Below are 18,253 nucleotides of genomic sequence, written 5' to 3'. Positions count from 1 at the left end.
ATTGAATTTCACTCAATCGTGTTCAAAAAATCATCAGGCGTTAAGACAGTAATTTCTGCAAATTTATAATCTTTTAAATCTCTGGTGATAATACAATCCATATTATTTATTGATTGTGCGGAAACAATTTGAATGGCATCTTCAAAATCTTTGTGGTTGGATTTTAGGCTTTTTTTCAAAATTGATTCTGTAACTCCAATAATAGAAATTGTATCTAATAAATCTTCAATTATTAACCGCAATTCTTTTTCATCAACTATCTTTTTTACCAAATAATGTAAAGTTGCTATAGAATGTGAAGTAGAATACATTTTGATATTAGACTTTTGACAATAATCAAAAATAGAAATTGCGTTTTTTGAGAAAGGGTATCTATTCGTTACAATGTCGACCAAAATATTAGTGTCTAAAAATATATTTTTATAAGCCATATTTTTCTTTATGATATTCGGCTTTAATTTTTTCTTCATCAAAATCTTCCGGTAGTTTTATTCTTCCGATTATTTTTTTAACTTTTGGATGAATATCTTCATCTTTCGATGTCGAGACTAAATTTTTAAAATAATTCTCCACCATTTCAGATAAACTTCTTCCTGTGCCTTTGGCATAGATTTTAGCTTTCTCAATGATCTCTTTGTCAAGTGATAATGTGAGCTTAGTGTTCATACGTGTAATTTTTACAAATGTACGTAAAATTATTTTTCAGTCTTGTTAATTTTTTTCAAAATATTCCTTGCCGCCGCCTTATAACCTGCAGAATGATTCGCATAATCCTGACTTAAAATTGGTTTTAATTCCTCATAAATCCAATCGTATTTTTTTCCTAAAACAAATAAAGCTTTCATTGCATACGCTTTTGACGCTACTTTTTCATCTTGAATTAAGCGATCAATCAAGGCTTCAATGAGAATGTGTTCTTGTTCTTTGGTTAAATTAATTCCGTTTTTTCGATGATTGCTTTTCGTCAAAAACATTGCAATTCGAGTGGCAGGTCGCAACGAAGAATCATTTTTAATTTTAGGTAGCACTTCGCAAAATTCATCAATAAATGGAACAAGTAATCTCAACTTTTTTTCACCTACTAAATCCAAACTCCAAAAGGCTTTGACGTGCAATTCATGCGAAATATCAAACGCAATTGAAATCAATTCTCTCAAATTCTCTTCACTTTTCATGGCAAAATTACTCACCATTACTCGATTTTTTACATGGGCGGTACTTCCTTCTAATTTTTGATATAAGATTGAATTCATTTGGTAAATATACCAATTTTACAAAAAAGTCCGAATTCTTACTTCGTAATACTCAAGACTTCCTTAAATTTGCACTTTATTAAAAATCAGAACATGATACACCTTCACGACAAAACATTTGTGCCGTTTATTTCCTCAGAAGAATTGGATTTTGCAATTAAGAATTTAGCCAAACAAATGGATGATGATTTTTTTGATGAAGTCCCCGTTTTTGTAGGCGTATTAAACGGAGCTTTTATGGTTTTATCTGATTTAATGAAACAATACCGTGGTATGTGTGAAGTGAGTTTTGTAAAAATGGCTTCCTATGAAGGAACTCAAACCACAAATGAAGTAAAACAATTAATCGGTTTGAATCAGAATTTAGAAGGTAGAACAGTGGTAATCGTGGAAGATATTATCGATACCGGAAATACAATCGAAGAATTGAAAGCAATTTTTAAAGACAAAAATGTAAAACATTTGAAAATTGCCACTTTATTTTTAAAACCCGACGCCTACAAAAAAGACATTAAAATTGATTATGTCGGAATTCGCATTCCTAACAAATTCATTGTAGGCTACGGTCTGGATTATGACGGTTTGGGTCGAAATTTACCGGACGTATACCAACTTGCAGAATAACTCTAAAAATCTAACTATCCAACAATCTAACAATCCACATTAAAATGATTAACATCGTTCTTTTCGGAAAACCAGGTGCGGGAAAAGGCACACAAGCTGAATTTTTAAAAGGAAAATATAATTTGACTCATCTATCAACCGGAGATATTTTTCGATTCAATATTAAAAATGACACCGATTTAGGGAAATTAGCCAAAACTTTTATGGACAAAGGTGATTTGGTTCCGGATGAAGTAACGATTCAAATGTTGCAAAGTGAAGTGGATAATAATCCAGGTTCTGCCGGATTTTTATTTGATGGTTTCCCGAGAACAATTGCACAAGCCGAAGCGTTGGATGCTTTTTTAGCTGCTAAAAATCAAGAAATTACAGCCACAGTTGCGTTAGAAGCCGATGATGAAATTTTAGTGCAACGCTTATTAAAAAGAGGAATAACTTCCGGAAGAGCAGACGATCAAGATGAAGAAAAAATTAGAAATCGTTACCAAGAATACAACGAAAAAACCGCTCCATTAATGGAGTATTACAATCAACAAGGTAAATTTCATTCGGTTGACGGAATTGGTTCAATTACAGAGGTAAACGAACGGTTGAATTTTGTATTCGACAACTTGAAATAAATACTTATTTATCTAAAAATTGGCAAATTAGTGCTGATTTTTTTAGATATTTGCAAAATTAAAAGGAGCTTCATCCGGTTTTACGGAAATGTTGCTCTTTTTTTGCTAAAAAATACAAATGGAAATTTTAATAATTTTATTTTTAATTTTATTGAATGGCGTTTTTTCGATGTCGGAAATCGCATTGATCTCAGCACGAAAGAGTCGTTTAGAAACGGCCGCTAAAAAAGGAAATCCTGCTGCAAAAGTGGCGTTGGATTTGGCTAATTCTCCCAATAAATTTTTGTCAACTGTTCAAATCGGAATCACGTTAATCGGGATTTTAACCGGTATTTATTCGGGTGATAAAATTACGACCGATGTAAAAAATTTTATAATTGGTTTTGAAATTTTAAAACCCTATGCCAGCTCAATTGCGGTTGGAATTGTAGTGGTAGTTTTGACCTTCTTTTCACTTGTTTTGGGGGAATTGGTTCCAAAAAGAATCGGTTTAAATTATCCGGAAGCAATCGCAAAAGCAGTGGCTGTTCCAATGAAAATTATTTCAAAAATTACGGCTCCCTTCATTTGGCTTTTGACGATTTCAACTGAATTTATTTTGGATTTGTTGAGAATTAAACCAACTGCTGATGGAAAAGTGACCGAAGAAGAAATCAAAGCCATCATCAAAGAAGGTACAGAAGTGGGCGAAGTTCAGGAAATTGAACAAGATATTGTAGAACGTGTTTTTCATATTGGTGATCGCAAAGTCAATTCGTTAATGACGCATCGTTCTTCGGTTGATTATCTTTCGTTGAATGATTCGATGAGTGAATTGAAAGCAAAAGTGTTAGAAGATTTACATTCATTTTATCCGGTTTGTAAAGAGAATTTAGACGAGTTGGAAGGCATTGTTTTATTAAAAGACTTGTTTTCTATTTTTGAAAGTGGTGAATTTGATTTGAAATCCATCACAAAAGAACCTGTTTATTTAATCGAACAAACTTCAGCTTACACGGCTCTTGAAATTTTTAAAAAATCGAGAGTTCATTATGCATTGATTGTTGATGAACACGGCGTTTTTCAAGGAATAATTACGTTGAATGATATTTTAGAAGCGTTGGTTGGAGATGCTTCCGATTTTTATGAAGAAGAATTTAAATTGGTTGCCCGTGAAGACGGAAGTTGGTTGGTTGACGGACATTATTCGCTCCACGACTTTTTGACCTATTTTGATATGGATGAGCACATTAATGATTATGATGTTACAACTGTAAGCGGATTTGTCATCACCGAATTAGGAAATATTCCGAAAGAAGGACAAAAATTAATTTGGAACAAACTAGAATTTGAAGTAATTGATATGGACGGGGTTAAAATCGATAAAATTTTAATCAGCAACCTAAAAGAATAAAAATTAGTGGTCAGTTTGCAGTTTTAAGTAATCAGTTTATTTCAGAGAACAGAGAACAGAGAACAGAAAAACCGACAACAGAAAACAAAAAAAATGACAGAGGGAAATTTTGTAGACTACGTAAAAATATATGTTTCATCCGGAAAAGGGGGGAAGGGTTCTTCGCATCTTCATCGCGAAAAATTCATTGAAAAAGGTGGTCCTGATGGTGGAGATGGTGGTCGAGGTGGTCACGTTTATTTAAAAGGAAACAAAAGTCTTTGGACATTATTTCATTTGAAATTCGTGAAACATATTCGTGCCGGTCACGGAGGTGATGGTGGAAGTTCAAGAAGTACCGGACACGATGGCGAAGATAAATTTATTGAAGTTCCGTTAGGAACAGTTGTTCGCGATCAGGAAACAGGAGAAATTTTATTCGAAATCACGGAACATGATGAAGTAAAAATCATCGCAAAAGGTGGAAAAGGCGGATTAGGAAACTGGAATTTTCGTTCGTCAACCAATCAAACTCCACGTTATGCTCAGCCCGGAATGCCTGTGGAAGAAGTGGATGTGACGTTAGAATTAAAAGTTTTGGCCGATGTTGGTTTAGTAGGTTTCCCAAATGCAGGAAAATCAACGTTACTTTCGGTGATGACTTCAGCTAAGCCAAAAATTGCCGATTATCCTTTTACAACATTAAAACCCAATTTAGGAATTGTGTCGTACAGAGATTTTCAATCGTTTGTAATGGCTGATATTCCCGGAATTATTGAAGGTGCTGCCGAAGGAAAAGGACTTGGTCATTATTTTTTACGACACATCGAACGAAATTCGATTTTACTGTTTTTAGTTCCTGCCGATGCTGCCGATATCAAAAAAGAGTACGAAATCTTGTTGGATGAGCTTCGTCGATACAATCCGGAAATGTTGGATAAAGACCGAATTTTAGTTGTTTCCAAATGCGATATGCTGGATGAAGAATTGAAATCGGAACTTGAAAAACAAATGAAAAAAGAGTTCAAAGGAGTGAAATATCATTTTATTTCGTCCGTTGCCCAACAAGGTTTACAAGAGTTGAAAGACATGTTGTGGAAAATGTTGAATGAAGAATAATTAAAAATTATATATTTCTTACAAAAGCATCCTTAATCGGATGCTTTTTTTATGAAATTCTAAAAATTAAGTTAAAAAATACCATAACGTTGTAGTTTTTAAGCCTAAAATCAAGTGTGAAAACACAAAAAAAAGTATATTCGCAAACATTAAAAATTAATCAAGAAATGAAAAAAATTATTTTAAGTTTTGTGGCATTAATCGCATTTGCTCCGGCAACTGTTTTTGCTAACGAAGGGATGTGGTTTTTGATGCATATTCAACGTCTAAACCAACGGGATATGCAAAAAATGGGATTGCAATTAACTGCTGAAGAAATTTATAGCGTAAACAATTCCAGTTTAAAAGATGCAATCGTTCAATTTAATGGAGGTTGTACGGCAGAAATGATTTCTAAAGATGGCTTGGTTTTAACTAATCACCACTGTGGATATGATGCTATTGCCGAATTATCTTCTCCGGAAAGCAACTATTTACGTGACGGATTTTGGGCTCAAAATCGCAAAGCCGAATTAAAACCAAAAAGTTTATTCGTGCGTTTCTTCGTTCGTATGGACGATGTAACCAAACGAATTTTAGGTGTTGTAAATGATAAAATGACCGAGGCAGAACGTGAAGCGGCAATCAATCAAGAAACAGCAAAAATTCAAAAAGAAAATGATGGTGGCGGAAAATATACTGTTTCTGTTCGTCCGTTTTTTCAAGGAAATGAATATTACTATTTTGTGTATGAAGATTTTACCGATGTTCGTTTAGTTGGAACGCCAACCGAAAGTATCGGAAAATTTGGTGGTGATACAGACAACTGGGAATGGCCTCGTCACACGGGAGATTTCGCTCTATTTAGAGTTTATGCTGATGCAAGCGGAAATCCTGCTGCTTTTTCAGAAAACAATGTTCCTTTAAAACCAAAACACCATTTACCAATTAGTTTAAAAGGTGTGCAAGAAAATGATTTTGCAATGATTCTAGGATATCCTGGTCGTACAAACCGTTGGATGCCGGCAGAGGGAATCGAACAAAATGTAAAATTTGCTTATCCGGCTTGGGTAGAAGGTTCAAAAATGTCGATGGACAAAATGAAAACGCACATGGATAAAGATGATGCAGTTCGTTTAAAATATGCTTCAAAATATGCTTCAATCGCCAATTACTGGAAAAATAGACAAGGAATGATTGATGCACTTTCTCAATTTAAAACTGCAGATTCTAAAAGAAAAGTTGAAAAGAAATTTGATAAATGGGCAAATAGCAAAGCAAACAAAGCAAAATACGGAACAGTTATAAAAGACATTAACGCTTATTATGCTTTGACAAATGAAAAAGCGAAGCACGATAATTATTTGATGACTTTCTTACGTGGTTCTGCTTTTGGTGTTTTTCCGGGTCGTTTAGGAAATCAGCTTAACAATTATGCAAAAGCGGAGGCTGCTCAACGAACTCAAATGAAACCTCGTTTGGCGGAAATGATTGAAGGAACTTTTGAAACGATTTTTCTTCCATTAGAAAAAGATGTGATGGCAGGTCAATTGGCATTGTATGCTGATAAAGCAAAAGGCTATGCTCTTGCTCCAAGTGTGGCAGAATTAGTTTCTAATAAAACTGATTTAGCAAGTTATGCTTCAAATGCAATTGATTTAAGTTTGTTTACTTCAAAAGAAAGATTGTTGGCGTTTTTAGAAATTCCAAATGCAGAATTGGTTGAAAATGATCCATTATATAAATTGTCTTCCGATTTATTAGACCATTACAACAAAAAATCAGACGAGTTAAAAGCAGCTGAAGAAAAATACCAATCAGGTTTCAGAAAATTAGTGGCTGGTTTACAAGAATCAAAATTAAGCCCAATTCTTTATCCGGATGCCAATTCAACTTTGCGTTTGTCTTACGGAAAAGTTCGTTCTTTACCAGCTGACAAAAGAAACGATGCAAAAATCAACAACTATACAACGTTAGAAGGAATGGTGAAAAAGCATAAAGCAGGTGATCCTGAGTTTGACTTATCACAACCTTTAATTGATTTGTATAACAAAAAAGATTTTGGTCAATATGCTGATAAAGCAGGCTATATGCCGGTTAACTTTTTATCAGACAACGATATCACAGGAGGGAATTCAGGTTCTCCTGTATTGAATGGAAAAGGAGAATTAATCGGATTAGCGTTTGACGGAAACATCGAAGCGATGGCTGGAGACGTTATTTTTGATGAAAAATTACAAAGAACAATTAATGTAGATATCCGTTTCGTATTATTCATTATCGATAAATATGCCGGAGCAAAACATATTATTGACGAGTTGACTATCGTTAAATAAGGTTTATTATTAATTCAATTAAAAAATCTGCTTCAGAAATGGAGCAGATTTTTTTGTGATAAACATTTCTAAAATAATTTATTTCCTAATTTCATTTCCTTACTTTTGAATTCAAATAAAAGCTATGTCAATTTTAAAACTATTTTTTTTTCTAATTTCATTTCAACTGATGGCCAATTCAGATTTTGAAAAAGCAGAGCAATTATTCCAAAAAGGAAAATTTGTGGAAGCTAAAGGATTGTTTGAAAATCACTTAAAATCAAATCCCAACCACACCAAAACACTTGAATATTTGGGTGACATCGCCGGAAAAGAAAAAAATTGGGATGAAGCGATTTTATACTATAAAAAAATAAAAAGTCAATTTCCTAAAAATGCTGACTATCACTATAAATATGGTGGAGCATTCGGAATGAAAGCCAAAGAATCTAATAAATTCAAAGCATTAGGAATGATTGATGAAATTGAGCAATCATTTTTAACCGCGGCAAAATTAGATGTAAAGCACATTGATTCTCGTTGGGCTTTAGTAATGTTATATATCGAATTACCCGGAATTGTGGGTGGCAGCGAAACAAAAGCTCAAAAATATGCCGATGAATTAATGAATTTATCCAAAATCGATGGCTACTTGGCCAAAGGCTTTATTGATGAGTATTTTAAAAGATATGCTAAAGCAGAAGTAAATTTAAAGAAAGCACACGAAATTGGAAATTCTAAAACAACTTTTCAGAAATTATATGATTTGTATAAAAACAAATTAAAACAACCCCAAAAAGCAGAAGAATTAAAAAAGAAATTTGAAAAATAATTGACCATTGTCGGTTGTCCGTTTTCTGTTAACCGACAACCGACAACTGATAACCGACAACAAAAAATGAGAACCCACTTTATCGCCATCGGCGGAGCCGCAATGCACAATTTAGCACTTGCTTTACATCATAAAGGATACCATGTTACCGGAAGCGACGATGCTATTTTTGAACCTTCCAAATCACGTTTAGATAAGTTCGGACTTTTGCCAAACGAAATGGGTTGGTTTACCGAAAAAATCACCTCAGATATCGAAGCGATTATTTTAGGAATGCATGCCAAAGCTGATAATCCAGAATTGTTAAAAGCAAAAGAATTAGGTTTGAAAATTTATTCCTATCCAGAATTTTTATTCGAACAATCAAAAAATAAAACCCGTGTGGTAATTGGTGGTTCGCACGGAAAAACAACAATAACTTCCATGATTTTACATGTGATGCATTATCACAATATCGAAGTTGATTATATGGTGGGAGCACAGTTGGAAGGTTTTGATACAATGGTTCATCTCACCGAAAAAAATGATTTTATCGTTTTGGAAGGCGATGAATATTTGTCTTCTCCAATTGACAGAAGACCAAAATTTCATTTGTATCAACCTAATATTGCTTTGCTTTCAGGTATCGCTTGGGATCATATTAATGTGTTTCCAACGTTTGAAAATTATGCAGAACAGTTTGAAATTTTTGTCAACCACATTACCAAAGGTGGCATTTTGGTGTATAATGAAGAAGATGAAACGGTTAAAAAAGTAGCCGAAGAAACGACCAACACCATCCGAAGATTGCCCTATCAAACACCAAACTATTCCGTTGAAAATGGAACAACTTATTTGGACACACCCGAAGGACCAATGCCAATTGAAGTATTCGGGGCTCATAATCTAAACAATCTTGCAGGAGCGAAATGGATTTGTCAAAACATGGGTGTCGATGAAGCCGATTTTTACGAAGCGATTGCCAGTTTTAGAGGAGCATCCAAACGCTTAGAAAAAATCGCTGAAGGTAAAGGAAAAGTAGCTTACAAAGATTTCGCTCATTCACCCAGTAAAGTTTCTGCGACTACCAAAGCCGTGAAAAATCAATATCCGGACAGAAAATTAGTAGCTTGTTTAGAGTTGCATACGTACAGTAGTTTGAATGCCGAATTTCTAAAAGAATACGAAGGTGCCTTAGATGCTGCGGATGTTGCCGTTGTATTTTATTCGCCAGACGCAGTTAAAATCAAACAATTGGAAGAAGTGACTTGCGACCAAATCGCACAGTCTTTCAAACGAAATGATTTGATTATTTATACTAATCCAACCGAATTTAAAGATTTTTTATTTTCAACTAATATGGATAATTCTGCTTTGTTATTGATGAGTTCAGGGAATTACGGTGGATTGAATTTTGAGGAGGTGAAGCAATTAGTCAATTAGTCAATGTGGGAATTAGCAGGAGTTTTAATTGACAAATTTGCTCATTGCCACATTGACAAATTATTTCTCATAACGAAAATGCCCCACAATCTTCCAACTAAACAAACAATCCTCCAAAACTTGTCCGCCACCTACATTGTGTACAATTAAATTGCGTTTACCATCTGAAGATTTTTTGTGTGTCACAATTCCGATGTGTGGAAGTTTGTCGCCAATCATCCAAGTTACTAAATCACCGGTTTTATAATCGGAAGGATTTTTGGTTACAGTTAATTTTTCTCCTTTACGTTCAAAAAACACTTCCAGATTTGGAACTCTGCGATGATCAATATTCGTATCCGGTTTTTTTAAACCCCATTTTTTTAAGTTTGGGTATTTGGAGAAATTCGCTTTCAAATCTTCGTGTACTTCTTTTTGCAAATCGATTCCTAATTTCCGATAAGCTCGGATAATCACATCCGTACAAACACCTTTGTCTTTTGCGACATCACCGTTTGGGTATTTTATACTCACGTACGAGGGATCATACGTTACGTTGTCTTGCGTTAATGCCAATGCTGCATTGGCTAATTTTTGTGAAAAAGAAGTTAGGTTAACGGGCAAAAACCATATAAAAAGTGCTGGTGCCAGTAAAAGTATTTTCATTTTGCTATTTTCATTAGTAACGAATTTTTTAAGAATATTATTGCTTTTAAAAATATTTTTAATACTTTCGATTTTAATTAAACGCCAAACAGATGGAATCAAACACACCCTTCTCAATAAAATTTTGGGCAGAAGACGACAAGCCTCGTGAAAAATTAATGCTCAAAGGAAAAACCGCCCTCAGTGATGCCGAACTTTTGGCAATACTTATCGGTTCAGGAAGCAGAAATGAAAGTGCGGTTGCTTTGAGTAAACGCATTTTATCCCATGCACAAAATAACCTCAATGCACTTGGAAAATTATCACTCAAACAACTCACAGAATTTAAAGGAATCGGCGAAGCTAAAGCCATTTCTATTATAGCGGCTACCGAACTAGGAAGAAGACGGAGAGCAGAAGAAGTTCCGGAATTGGTAAAAATCACTTCAAGTCGTGTGATTTACGATGTTATGCAACCTATTATTGGTGAATTGCCGTACGAAGAATTTTGGGTTTTATATTTGAATAATGCAAACAAAATCATTCACAAAGCTCAATTGAGTAAAGGCGGAATAACCGGCACCGTAGTGGATGTTCGTTTGATTTTAAAAACTGCTTTGGAACATAATGCTTTAGCTTTTGTGCTAGTACACAACCATCCTTCGGGTAAATTATTTGCAAGCGATTCTGATCTTGAAATCACTAAAAAAATACAATTAGCTGCAAAACAATTAGATATGCATGTAGTCGATCATGTGATTATTGCTGAAAATGGGTATTATAGTTTTGCAGATGATGAAAAGTTGTGAAAATATATAATTTAAATTTCAATAATTAAAATAAAATCTTAGGCTAATTTTTAGATTTGATTAACAGCTCATTTTTTAAATTATTAGTATCTTTCGAAATTAAACTTAATTCAATGATTTATACCAAAGATTTGAAATTTTCATTTAATGAAAAAACAACGTTTGCTTTTCCCAATATATCGAATGAAGCGTCACAGACTTTATTAATTACCGGAAATTCAGGAAAAGGGAAAACCACTTTATTACACCTTTTGGGAGGATTATTGCGACCTAAATCAGGATCAATATCCATTGAAGACACTAGCATTTCTTCGTTATCTGAAAAAGAATTAGATCGCTTTCGCGGAAGAAATATTGGTTTAGTGCTGCAACAATCGCATTTTGTGGCTTCTTTAAATGTACTCGAAAATGTGGTGTTGGCTTCTTGGTTAGCCACCGGTAAAAAAGCAACAGAGAAAGCAAAATCACTTTTAAAACAATTAGATTTAGAAGATCAAATGTATAAATTACCCTCTAATTTAAGTGTAGGACAACAACAAAGAGTTTCTATTGCCAGAGCTTTGATTAATGAGCCGAAACTGCTTTTAGCCGATGAACCAACCTCAAGTTTAGATGATGAAAATGCATTCAAAGTGGCCGATTTACTAGCAAAATTGTCCAAAGAATACAACGCTGCATTGATAATCGTCACACACGACCAACGATTGAAAGATAAATTTTCTAATCAATTAAACTTAAACTAAATGATAGCAAAATTAGCTTGGAAAAACCTTTGGTTTAAGCCGTTGAATACAGTTTTAAGTTTGGTTTTATTGACTGCTTCGGTGGCGATAATTTCATTATTAATTTTATTGCAAGAACAATTTGAAAAACAATTTTCAAGTAACATTGATGGCGTCGATTTGGTTTTGGGAGCACAAGGAAGTCCCCTGCAATTGATACTTTCTTCCGTGTATCACGTGGATGCTCCAACCGGAAATATTGATTATAAAGAAGCCGAAGTTTGGATGAAACATCCGTTTGTAGAAACTGCTATTCCCTTAGCTTTTGGCGATAATTACCGTGGATTTAAAATTGTGGGAACTACGCCCGATTACATCAAAAAATACACAGCAACGATTGCCGACGGGAAAGTATTTGAAAAGAATTTTGAAGTTGTTATCGGAAGCGAAATTGCCAAGAAACTCAGCATTAAATTGGGAGATAAATTTTTTGGAACGCATGGTGATGCCGAAGAAGGGCATTTGCATGAAGAATATGCTTATGTAGTCGTCGGAATTGCCTCGCCAACCGGAAAAGTAATTGATAATTTGATTTTGTGTACGGTGGAAAGTGTTTGGGAAATGCATTCCGGACACGATCATGGTGGAGAAGCTCATTCGGAAGGTGAAAATCCGCCACACGGTGAGGAAGGACATATTCATGTGGAAGGCGATGAGCATGACCATGAGGAACACGTTCACGATGAAAATTGTAATCATGACCACGAGGAAGGTCATGACCATGAAGTTTCTGAAAATCCCGCTCACGGCGAAGAAGGTCACGTGCACGAAGAAGGTGATGAACACGACCACGATGAAGCCAAAGAAATTACAGCCGTTTTAGTGAAATTTAAAAACAAAATGGGTATCATTTCTTGGCCACGAATGATTGCTCAAAACACCAAAATGCAAGCGGCTTTACCAGCAATTGAAATTAATAGATTGTTTTCTTTATTCGGAATCGGCCTACAAGCATTACAATATTTGGCTTATGGAATTATGTTAATTTCAGGAATTAGCATTTTTATTGCTTTGTATAATCGATTGAAAGAACGAAAATATGAATTTGCTTTGTTACGCGTTTCGGGTGCATCGCGAATCCAAATGTTAGGTTTAGTTTTGTTTGAAAGTTTATTGCTTTGTTTGGTAGGCTTTATCTTTGGTACGCTTTTTGGAAGATTTGCATTAGTTATGATTTCAAGCACAACCGACGAACAATTTAAAATGGCTTTCAATCCTATGACAATAATTTGGGAAAAAGAAGGAATTTTATTTTTGGTTACTATCTTTGTTGGGATTTTAGCTGCTGTGATTCCTGCGGTAAAAGCGTATCGATTAAATATTTCAAAAACATTAGCAAATGCGTAAAACATATCTATTTTTTATTTTATTATTCGGAATTATAATTGTCTTGGATTCTTCTCTGGAATTAAATTACCCGTTTTCAACTATTGATTCTTCGAAAGAAATTCCGGTTCAAAAAGCAGGTTTTCTTTCTTCTTTTGAAACACAAAATAATTTTATTGAAGATGATTTATTCGCACAAACAAAACCTGATACGTTATCATGGAAATTACTGGGCGTGATAAAATACATCAAAAAGCCGGACAAAGATTATCCTGATGGGGTAATGTTTCCCATTATCAATTCGGAGCTAAAAGCAAAAGGTAAAAAGAAAATCGTCATGAGCGGTTTTATTATACCGATTGATAACGTATCATATGCATTAAGTAAAAACGTTTTTGCTTCTTGTTTTTTCTGCGGTCAAGCCGGTCCGGAAACCATTATGGGGATTAAGTTCAAAGGCCCAACGCCAAAATTAAAAACCGATCAATATGTTACGATGGAAGGAACTTTTCGTTACAACGATAATGATGTAAATGATTGGATTTATCATATTGAAAATGCTGTGATTGTTAAAGGCGGAAAATAGACAGATAATTAAACGTTTACCCATTACCATTCACCTATTATCACAAAATGAAACCTTTCCAATACAAATCCGATATCTTTTTTGATTTAGATCATACCTTATGGGATTTTGAAAAAAATTCGGCCTTGGCTTTTGAAACTATTTTCAAAAAGCATCAATTGGAATTAGATTTAGCAAACTTTTTAGAGCATTACATTCCTACCAATCTTAAATTTTGGAAATTGTATCGCGATGAAAAAATTTCGCAAGAAGAACTTCGTTACCAGCGTTTGAATGAGGTTTTTGATTTGATGAATAAAAAAGTAGAGGATGATTTAATTCATCTTCTTTCGCAAGAATACATTCATTATTTGCCACAGTTTAATCATTTGTATGAGGGTGCAGAGGAAATTTTACAATACTTATACCCCAACTATAATTTACACATTATTACCAATGGTTTTCAGTCGGTTCAAGATGGGAAAATGAAAAATGCGAATCTTTCCAAATATTTCAAAACCATTACCAATTCCGAAAGTGCCGGAGTAAAAAAACCAAATCCAATAATTTTTAACTACGCCATTCAATTAGCAAATGCCGAAAAAGAAAAGTCAATTATGATTGGCGATAGTTGGGAAGCAGATATTCAAGGAGCAATCAACAGCGGAATTGATGCTATTTTCTTTAATGAATTCAATGTTCCTGTTGAAAACAGTTTTCCGCAAGTAAATCATTTATTGCACTTAAAGAATTATCTTTAAACTTATCCCTTATATAAGATGAAAAAATTACTTTTTATAGCTGTTTTGTTGAGTTCGTTTCAGTTTTTTTCACAAGGCCTAAACGATTATCAATATGTTATTGTGCCTACTAAATTCAATGATTTTGATAGTGAAAATCAGTACCGATTAAATACGATTACCAAGTTTAATTTAGAAAAAATGGGCTTTGTCGCTTTTTATGAAAACTCAAATATTCCAGTTGAGATACTAAGTAAACGATGTGATATAGTAATGGTCGATGTTGTAAAAGGTAAAAAATTTCTCCTTACTAGCGTCTTTTTAACTTTTAAAGATTGTAACGGCCAAGTCATTCACCAAAGTGAAATAGGAAAAACGAAAGACAAAGATTTTAAAACTGCTTTTCCAAAGGCCTTAGAAGAAGCGTTTACTTCGCTTTTTGCCTTAAATTATAAATACAATGCAACAAAATCGAGTACAGCGGAACCATTAGGAGAAGTTCCCCCTAACAATGTTAGTATCTCACTTGAAAAACCAAAAGCAAGTTTGCCTGCACCGCTATCCGAAACAACAGACTATTCAAAATTGTTATTTGCACAACCAACAGCTAACGGTTTTCAATTGGTTGATTCAACTCCAAAAGTGGTTTTTAAATTATTTAAAACAGACAATCCGTCTATGTTTTTAGCTCAAAAAGGAGACCAAAACGGTGTTGTTTCTTTAAAAGACGGGAGTTGGTTTTTTGAATACCAAGAAAATGAAAAAGTGGTTTCGGAGAAATTGGAGATTAAATTTTAATTGCTTTCCCAAACAATTTTCAATTAACTCGCGAAGGGATTCAATTCTTATGGGGTTGGATTATTATGTAGGCTAGGCTATTTATGATTATTTCTATGGACAATCATTCTGCCAACGTTGATGCTTTATCCATACATTATCTATACAGTTTCTAGTAGCCGTATTTGTTTTTCCAGCGGTTTTTTAGAAAAGTTCGTAGTTCTTTTTCTCGGGCGTTATTTCCCGGTTCATAGAAGGAGGTGTTTTGAATTTCATCAGGTAGAAATTCCTGTTCAGCAAAATTATTTTCAAAATCGTGCGAATACTTATATTCGTCACCATAACCCAATTCTTTCATCAGTTTGGTAGGAGCGTTTCGCAGATGTAACGGTACGGGTAAATCGCCGGTTTGTTTGACGATTTGTTGGGCTTTTCCAATGGCTAAATAACTTGCATTGCTTTTGGCGGAAGTCGCTAAATAAATGGCGCATTGACTCAATAAAATTCTGCTTTCCGGATAACCGATGGTGGTTACTGCTTGAAAAATATTGTTTGCCATAATTAACGCAGTCGGATTGGCGTTGCCAATGTCTTCGCTGGCTAAAATGAGCATTCTGCGGGCGATGAATTTCACGTCTTCGCCACCTTCAATCATTCTGGCTAACCAATACACTGCACCATTGGGGTCGCTTCCGCGGATGGATTTTATGAAGGCCGAAACAATATCATAATGTTGTTCGCCCGTTTTGTCATATAAAACCGTGTTCTTTTGCACCAATTGCATCACTTTTTCATTGGTGATTTCAATTGAATCTTCTTCTGTTGCATTGACGATTAACTCGAAAATATTCAGCAGTTTTCGTCCATCACCACCGGATAGGCGGAGGAGGGCTTCGGTTTCTGTTAGGGTAATTTGCTTGGTTTTTAAAATCTCGTCTTGTTCTATTGCTCGGTGTAATAATTGCTCTAGGTCCTCTTTTGAAAACGCATTTAGCACATACACCTGACATCTTGACAATAACGCCGGAATCACTTCAAAACTTGGATTTTCGGTGGTGGCTCCAATCAGTGTAATCCAACCTTTTTCAACGGCGGCTAACAAGGAATCTTGTTGCGATTTGCTGAAGCGATGAATCTCATCAATAAACAAAATTGGGTTTTTGGCGGTGAATAATCCGCCGCTCATTTTTGCTTTTTCAATGACTTCACGAATGTCTTTTACGCCCGAATTAATGGCACTCAACGTAAAAAACGGACGTTTACTTTCCTGAGCCATAATTTGTGCTAAGGTTGTTTTTCCGGTTCCGGGAGGCCCCCATAAAATTAAACTCGGAATGATTCCCTTGGCAATTTGATGTGTTAACGAACCTTGCTCGCCAACCAAATGCAATTGACTAATGTATTCTGATAACTGTTGCGGCCGGATGCGTTCGGCGAGTGGTGCTTCCATGGTGTAAAAATACTCATTTCTGACAAAAAAGCACTATTTTCGCTTTGGATGTGTTTTTGATTATGATTTTTACTATGAAACAAAAATCCTTTATTTTTTCAACCTCAGTCATCGCGTGGCCTTTATTTTTTGTGTTGGCGTTGTGGATTGTTTTTTGGGTGGAAGTTCGATTTAAAATCGATTTAGGCATCTACGGCGTTTTGCCAAGGACAGTGAGCGGATTAAAAGGCGTTATTTTGAGTCCGTTTTTGCATGGCGATATCAAGCATTTGTATAATAATTCGATTCCGCTTTTATTTCTACTTGCGGTTTTGCGTTATTTCTACCGAGAAGTTTCGTTGCAAGTTTTAGTTTTCGGAATATTAATTTCCGGACTTGGAACCTGGTTAATTGGTCGAGAAAGTTACCATATTGGTGCCAGCGGATTGATTTATGTATTAGTCAGTTTTATCTTTTTCAAAGGAATTCAAACCAAGCATTATCGATTAGTTGCCCTTTCGTTAGTGATTGTGATGTTGTATGGCGGAATGATTTGGTATATTTTTCCAGAAGTTGAAAACGGCATTTCGTGGGAAGGACATTTGGCCGGATTCATCACCGGGTTTTTATTTTCTCTTTTATACAAAGCTGAAAAATATAAAAAACCCATTCGTTATGACTGGGAAAAACCCGATTTCAATCCTGAAAATGATCCGTTTATGAAACATTTTGATGAAAATGGAAATTTCGTGAATACACCAAAACCGGAAGAGTTAGAAGTAGAGTACACGTTTTTCAACATGGATGAAAACGTGTTTTATGAATTTAAACCGGAGAAAGAGAAGGAGTGATTTGTTTTAGATTTTTCTACACCTGCCGTTTTAAAAACCTGTCAGGCGAAAGAGCGTATCCTGTTTATTATCTTCTCTGTCTCACCACTTCATATAAAAAAGCTCCACACGCCACTGAAACATTTAATGAAGCAATTGTGCCGAACATAGGTAGTTTTGCTTTTTCATCCACAATTTTCAAAACGGATGGGTTTATGCCGCGGTCTTCGCTTCCCATTATGATCGCCAACGGTTCATTGAGGGCTAAATCATAAATCGTATCTTCTGTTTTTTCGGTGGCGGCAATGGTTTTGATGCCGGAACCTTGCAGGTAAAAAATGGCATCTTTAATGTGTTCTACTTTACAAATTGGCACATTAAAAACAGCACCGGCACTGGTTTTTACGGTATCTCCGTTAACGGGAGCGGCTCCTTGTTTGCCGATGATGATTCCATCCACACCGGTACATTCTGCCGTTCGGATAATAGCTCCAAAATTCCGAGCATCAGACAATTGATCTAAAATAAGGAATAGGGGCGTTTTACCACTTTCCAGGGCATTGGAAATCAAACTTTCTAAATCATGAAAATTCACTGGAGCAATGGTTGCTACTGCACCTTGATGGTTTTTTGGCGTAAGACGATTTAATTTTTCAACGGGAACATAGGTGAAATTCACTTTGTGTGATTTCATCACTTTCATTAATTCACGCATCAAATCGCCTTGCATATCTTTTTGCAAAAACACTTTGTCGATTTCTTTTCCTGCCTGAATTGCTTCAATAATTGCTCTAATTCCAAAAATTTGATTTTCTTTTTCCATGCGGCAAAGGTA

Annotated in this window: 20 protein-coding genes; 14 read left to right on the top strand and 6 right to left on the bottom strand. The window is 34.9% G+C overall.

Annotation, left to right across the window (positions count from 1 at the left end):
• Positions 1-8: 8 nt before the first annotated feature.
• From B0I10_RS12000 to B0I10_RS11990, 3 genes are read right to left on the bottom strand one after another with little or no spacing between them, the layout of a single operon-like run.
• Positions 9-431, bottom strand: a complete 423-nt coding sequence (locus tag B0I10_RS12000; protein ID WP_112086751.1) for a type II toxin-antitoxin system VapC family toxin — start codon at positions 429-431, stop codon at positions 9-11.
• The gene (locus B0I10_RS11995) at positions 421-666 is read right to left on the bottom strand and encodes a DUF6364 family protein (protein ID WP_112086750.1); all 246 of its coding nucleotides are present in this window, start codon (positions 664-666) and stop codon (positions 421-423) included. The genes B0I10_RS12000 and B0I10_RS11995 overlap by 11 nt, the downstream gene beginning before the upstream one ends.
• A gap of 29 nt (positions 667-695) precedes the next feature.
• Positions 696-1,253 (bottom strand): hypothetical protein, encoded by a 558-nt coding sequence (locus B0I10_RS11990; protein ID WP_112086749.1) that lies wholly within the window; start codon positions 1,251-1,253, stop codon positions 696-698.
• A gap of 93 nt (positions 1,254-1,346) precedes the next feature.
• Between B0I10_RS11990 and hpt the strand changes: the two genes are divergently transcribed.
• The 7 genes from hpt (at position 1,347) to B0I10_RS11955 (ending at position 9,536) form a co-directional block, all read left to right on the top strand.
• Entirely contained in the window at positions 1,347-1,877 is a 531-nt protein-coding gene (gene hpt, locus B0I10_RS11985; RefSeq protein ID WP_112086748.1) for a hypoxanthine phosphoribosyltransferase, read from the top strand.
• A gap of 44 nt (positions 1,878-1,921) precedes the next feature.
• A complete protein-coding gene (locus B0I10_RS11980) occupies positions 1,922-2,497 on the top strand; it encodes an adenylate kinase (RefSeq protein ID WP_112086747.1) in 576 nt (191 codons plus the stop codon).
• 118 nt (positions 2,498-2,615) lie between these two features.
• Positions 2,616-3,890 carry a hemolysin family protein gene (locus tag B0I10_RS11975; RefSeq protein ID WP_112086746.1) on the top strand — a complete coding sequence of 425 codons (1,275 nt, stop codon included), beginning with the start codon at positions 2,616-2,618 and terminating at the stop codon, positions 3,888-3,890.
• A gap of 93 nt (positions 3,891-3,983) precedes the next feature.
• Entirely contained in the window at positions 3,984-4,988 is a 1,005-nt protein-coding gene (gene obgE / locus B0I10_RS11970) for a GTPase ObgE (RefSeq protein WP_112086745.1), read from the top strand.
• A gap of 167 nt (positions 4,989-5,155) precedes the next feature.
• A complete protein-coding gene (locus tag B0I10_RS11965; RefSeq protein WP_112086800.1) occupies positions 5,156-7,303 on the top strand; it encodes a S46 family peptidase in 2,148 nt (715 codons plus the stop codon).
• A gap of 124 nt (positions 7,304-7,427) precedes the next feature.
• Positions 7,428-8,114 (top strand): tetratricopeptide repeat protein, encoded by a 687-nt coding sequence (locus B0I10_RS11960; protein ID WP_112086744.1) that lies wholly within the window; start codon positions 7,428-7,430, stop codon positions 8,112-8,114.
• Positions 8,115-8,180: 66 nt separating this feature from the next.
• A complete protein-coding gene (locus tag B0I10_RS11955) occupies positions 8,181-9,536 on the top strand; it encodes a UDP-N-acetylmuramate--L-alanine ligase (protein ID WP_112086799.1) in 1,356 nt (451 codons plus the stop codon).
• Between the two features lie 60 nt (positions 9,537-9,596).
• On the opposite strand, the gene B0I10_RS11950 is transcribed toward B0I10_RS11955, so the two are convergent.
• Positions 9,597-10,181, bottom strand: coding sequence for a DUF1287 domain-containing protein (locus tag B0I10_RS11950; protein WP_112086743.1), 585 nt, complete (start codon positions 10,179-10,181; stop codon positions 9,597-9,599).
• Between the two features lie 92 nt (positions 10,182-10,273).
• Here B0I10_RS11950 and radC point away from each other — a divergent pair, with 92 nt between their 5' ends.
• The 6 genes from radC to B0I10_RS11920 all read left to right on the top strand — a co-directional run bounded on the left by radC (position 10,274) and on the right by B0I10_RS11920 (position 15,180).
• Positions 10,274-10,969, top strand: coding sequence for a RadC family protein (gene radC, locus B0I10_RS11945; protein WP_112086742.1), 696 nt, complete (start codon positions 10,274-10,276; stop codon positions 10,967-10,969).
• 113 nt (positions 10,970-11,082) lie between these two features.
• Positions 11,083-11,712 (top strand): ABC transporter ATP-binding protein, encoded by a 630-nt coding sequence (locus tag B0I10_RS11940; RefSeq protein WP_112086741.1) that lies wholly within the window; start codon positions 11,083-11,085, stop codon positions 11,710-11,712.
• Positions 11,713-13,098, top strand: a complete 1,386-nt coding sequence (locus B0I10_RS11935; RefSeq protein WP_245942991.1) for an ABC transporter permease — start codon at positions 11,713-11,715, stop codon at positions 13,096-13,098.
• Positions 13,091-13,663 carry a hypothetical protein gene (locus B0I10_RS11930; RefSeq protein WP_181456950.1) on the top strand — a complete coding sequence of 191 codons (573 nt, stop codon included), beginning with the start codon at positions 13,091-13,093 and terminating at the stop codon, positions 13,661-13,663. Before B0I10_RS11935 ends, B0I10_RS11930 begins: the two co-directional genes overlap by 8 nt.
• Before the next feature lie 47 nt (positions 13,664-13,710).
• A complete protein-coding gene (locus B0I10_RS11925; RefSeq protein WP_112086740.1) occupies positions 13,711-14,403 on the top strand; it encodes a YjjG family noncanonical pyrimidine nucleotidase in 693 nt (230 codons plus the stop codon).
• Between the two features lie 18 nt (positions 14,404-14,421).
• Positions 14,422-15,180: a hypothetical protein gene (locus B0I10_RS11920; RefSeq protein WP_112086739.1), complete on the top strand. Its 759-nt coding sequence runs from the start codon at positions 14,422-14,424 to the stop codon at positions 15,178-15,180.
• A 151-nt stretch (positions 15,181-15,331) separates the two neighbouring features.
• Here B0I10_RS11920 and B0I10_RS11915 read toward each other — a convergent pair whose 3' ends face one another.
• Positions 15,332-16,609, bottom strand: coding sequence for a replication-associated recombination protein A (locus B0I10_RS11915; RefSeq protein WP_112086738.1), 1,278 nt, complete (start codon positions 16,607-16,609; stop codon positions 15,332-15,334).
• 74 nt (positions 16,610-16,683) lie between these two features.
• Between B0I10_RS11915 and B0I10_RS11910 the strand changes: the two genes are divergently transcribed.
• On the top strand, positions 16,684-17,439 hold the full coding sequence (locus B0I10_RS11910; protein WP_112086797.1) for a rhomboid family intramembrane serine protease: 756 nt from the start codon (positions 16,684-16,686) through the stop codon (positions 17,437-17,439).
• 67 nt (positions 17,440-17,506) lie between these two features.
• Here the strand turns inward: B0I10_RS11910 and rlmB are convergent, their stop codons facing one another.
• Positions 17,507-18,241: a 23S rRNA (guanosine(2251)-2'-O)-methyltransferase RlmB gene (gene rlmB / locus B0I10_RS11905; RefSeq protein WP_112086737.1), complete on the bottom strand. Its 735-nt coding sequence runs from the start codon at positions 18,239-18,241 to the stop codon at positions 17,507-17,509.
• Positions 18,242-18,253 lie beyond the last annotated feature (12 nt).

Origin of the sequence: Flavobacterium lacus, assembly GCF_003268815.1 — a bacterium.
Lineage (GTDB): Bacteria > Bacteroidota > Bacteroidia > Flavobacteriales > Flavobacteriaceae > Flavobacterium > Flavobacterium lacus.
Note: the sequence above shows the minus strand (reverse complement) of the source record. Positions and strands in the feature narration are given on the sequence as shown.

Bases quoted from the DNA above. Each gene is read 5' to 3' on its own strand.
- obgE (WP_112086745.1), top strand. From the start codon at position 3,984: ATGACAGAGGGAAATTTTGTAGACTACGTAAAAATATATGTTTCATCC.
- B0I10_RS11990 (WP_112086749.1), bottom strand. From the start codon at position 1,253: ATGAATTCAATCTTATATCAAAAATTAGAAGGAAGTACCGCCCATGTA.
- B0I10_RS11965 (WP_112086800.1), top strand. From the start codon at position 5,156: ATGAAAAAAATTATTTTAAGTTTTGTGGCATTAATCGCATTTGCTCCG.
- radC (WP_112086742.1), top strand. From the start codon at position 10,274: ATGGAATCAAACACACCCTTCTCAATAAAATTTTGGGCAGAAGACGAC.
- B0I10_RS11975 (WP_112086746.1), top strand. From the start codon at position 2,616: ATGGAAATTTTAATAATTTTATTTTTAATTTTATTGAATGGCGTTTTT.
- B0I10_RS11910 (WP_112086797.1), top strand. From the start codon at position 16,684: ATGAAACAAAAATCCTTTATTTTTTCAACCTCAGTCATCGCGTGGCCT.
- B0I10_RS12000 (WP_112086751.1), bottom strand. From the start codon at position 431: ATGGCTTATAAAAATATATTTTTAGACACTAATATTTTGGTCGACATT.
- B0I10_RS11940 (WP_112086741.1), top strand. From the start codon at position 11,083: ATGATTTATACCAAAGATTTGAAATTTTCATTTAATGAAAAAACAACG.
- B0I10_RS11930 (WP_181456950.1), top strand. From the start codon at position 13,091: ATGCGTAAAACATATCTATTTTTTATTTTATTATTCGGAATTATAATT.
- B0I10_RS11920 (WP_112086739.1), top strand. From the start codon at position 14,422: ATGAAAAAATTACTTTTTATAGCTGTTTTGTTGAGTTCGTTTCAGTTT.
- B0I10_RS11980 (WP_112086747.1), top strand. From the start codon at position 1,922: ATGATTAACATCGTTCTTTTCGGAAAACCAGGTGCGGGAAAAGGCACA.
- rlmB (WP_112086737.1), bottom strand. From the start codon at position 18,241: ATGGAAAAAGAAAATCAAATTTTTGGAATTAGAGCAATTATTGAAGCA.
- B0I10_RS11950 (WP_112086743.1), bottom strand. From the start codon at position 10,181: ATGAAAATACTTTTACTGGCACCAGCACTTTTTATATGGTTTTTGCCC.
- B0I10_RS11925 (WP_112086740.1), top strand. From the start codon at position 13,711: ATGAAACCTTTCCAATACAAATCCGATATCTTTTTTGATTTAGATCAT.
- hpt (WP_112086748.1), top strand. From the start codon at position 1,347: ATGATACACCTTCACGACAAAACATTTGTGCCGTTTATTTCCTCAGAA.
- B0I10_RS11960 (WP_112086744.1), top strand. From the start codon at position 7,428: ATGTCAATTTTAAAACTATTTTTTTTTCTAATTTCATTTCAACTGATG.
- B0I10_RS11995 (WP_112086750.1), bottom strand. From the start codon at position 666: ATGAACACTAAGCTCACATTATCACTTGACAAAGAGATCATTGAGAAA.
- B0I10_RS11915 (WP_112086738.1), bottom strand. From the start codon at position 16,609: ATGGAAGCACCACTCGCCGAACGCATCCGGCCGCAACAGTTATCAGAA.
- B0I10_RS11935 (WP_245942991.1), top strand. From the start codon at position 11,713: ATGATAGCAAAATTAGCTTGGAAAAACCTTTGGTTTAAGCCGTTGAAT.
- B0I10_RS11955 (WP_112086799.1), top strand. From the start codon at position 8,181: ATGAGAACCCACTTTATCGCCATCGGCGGAGCCGCAATGCACAATTTA.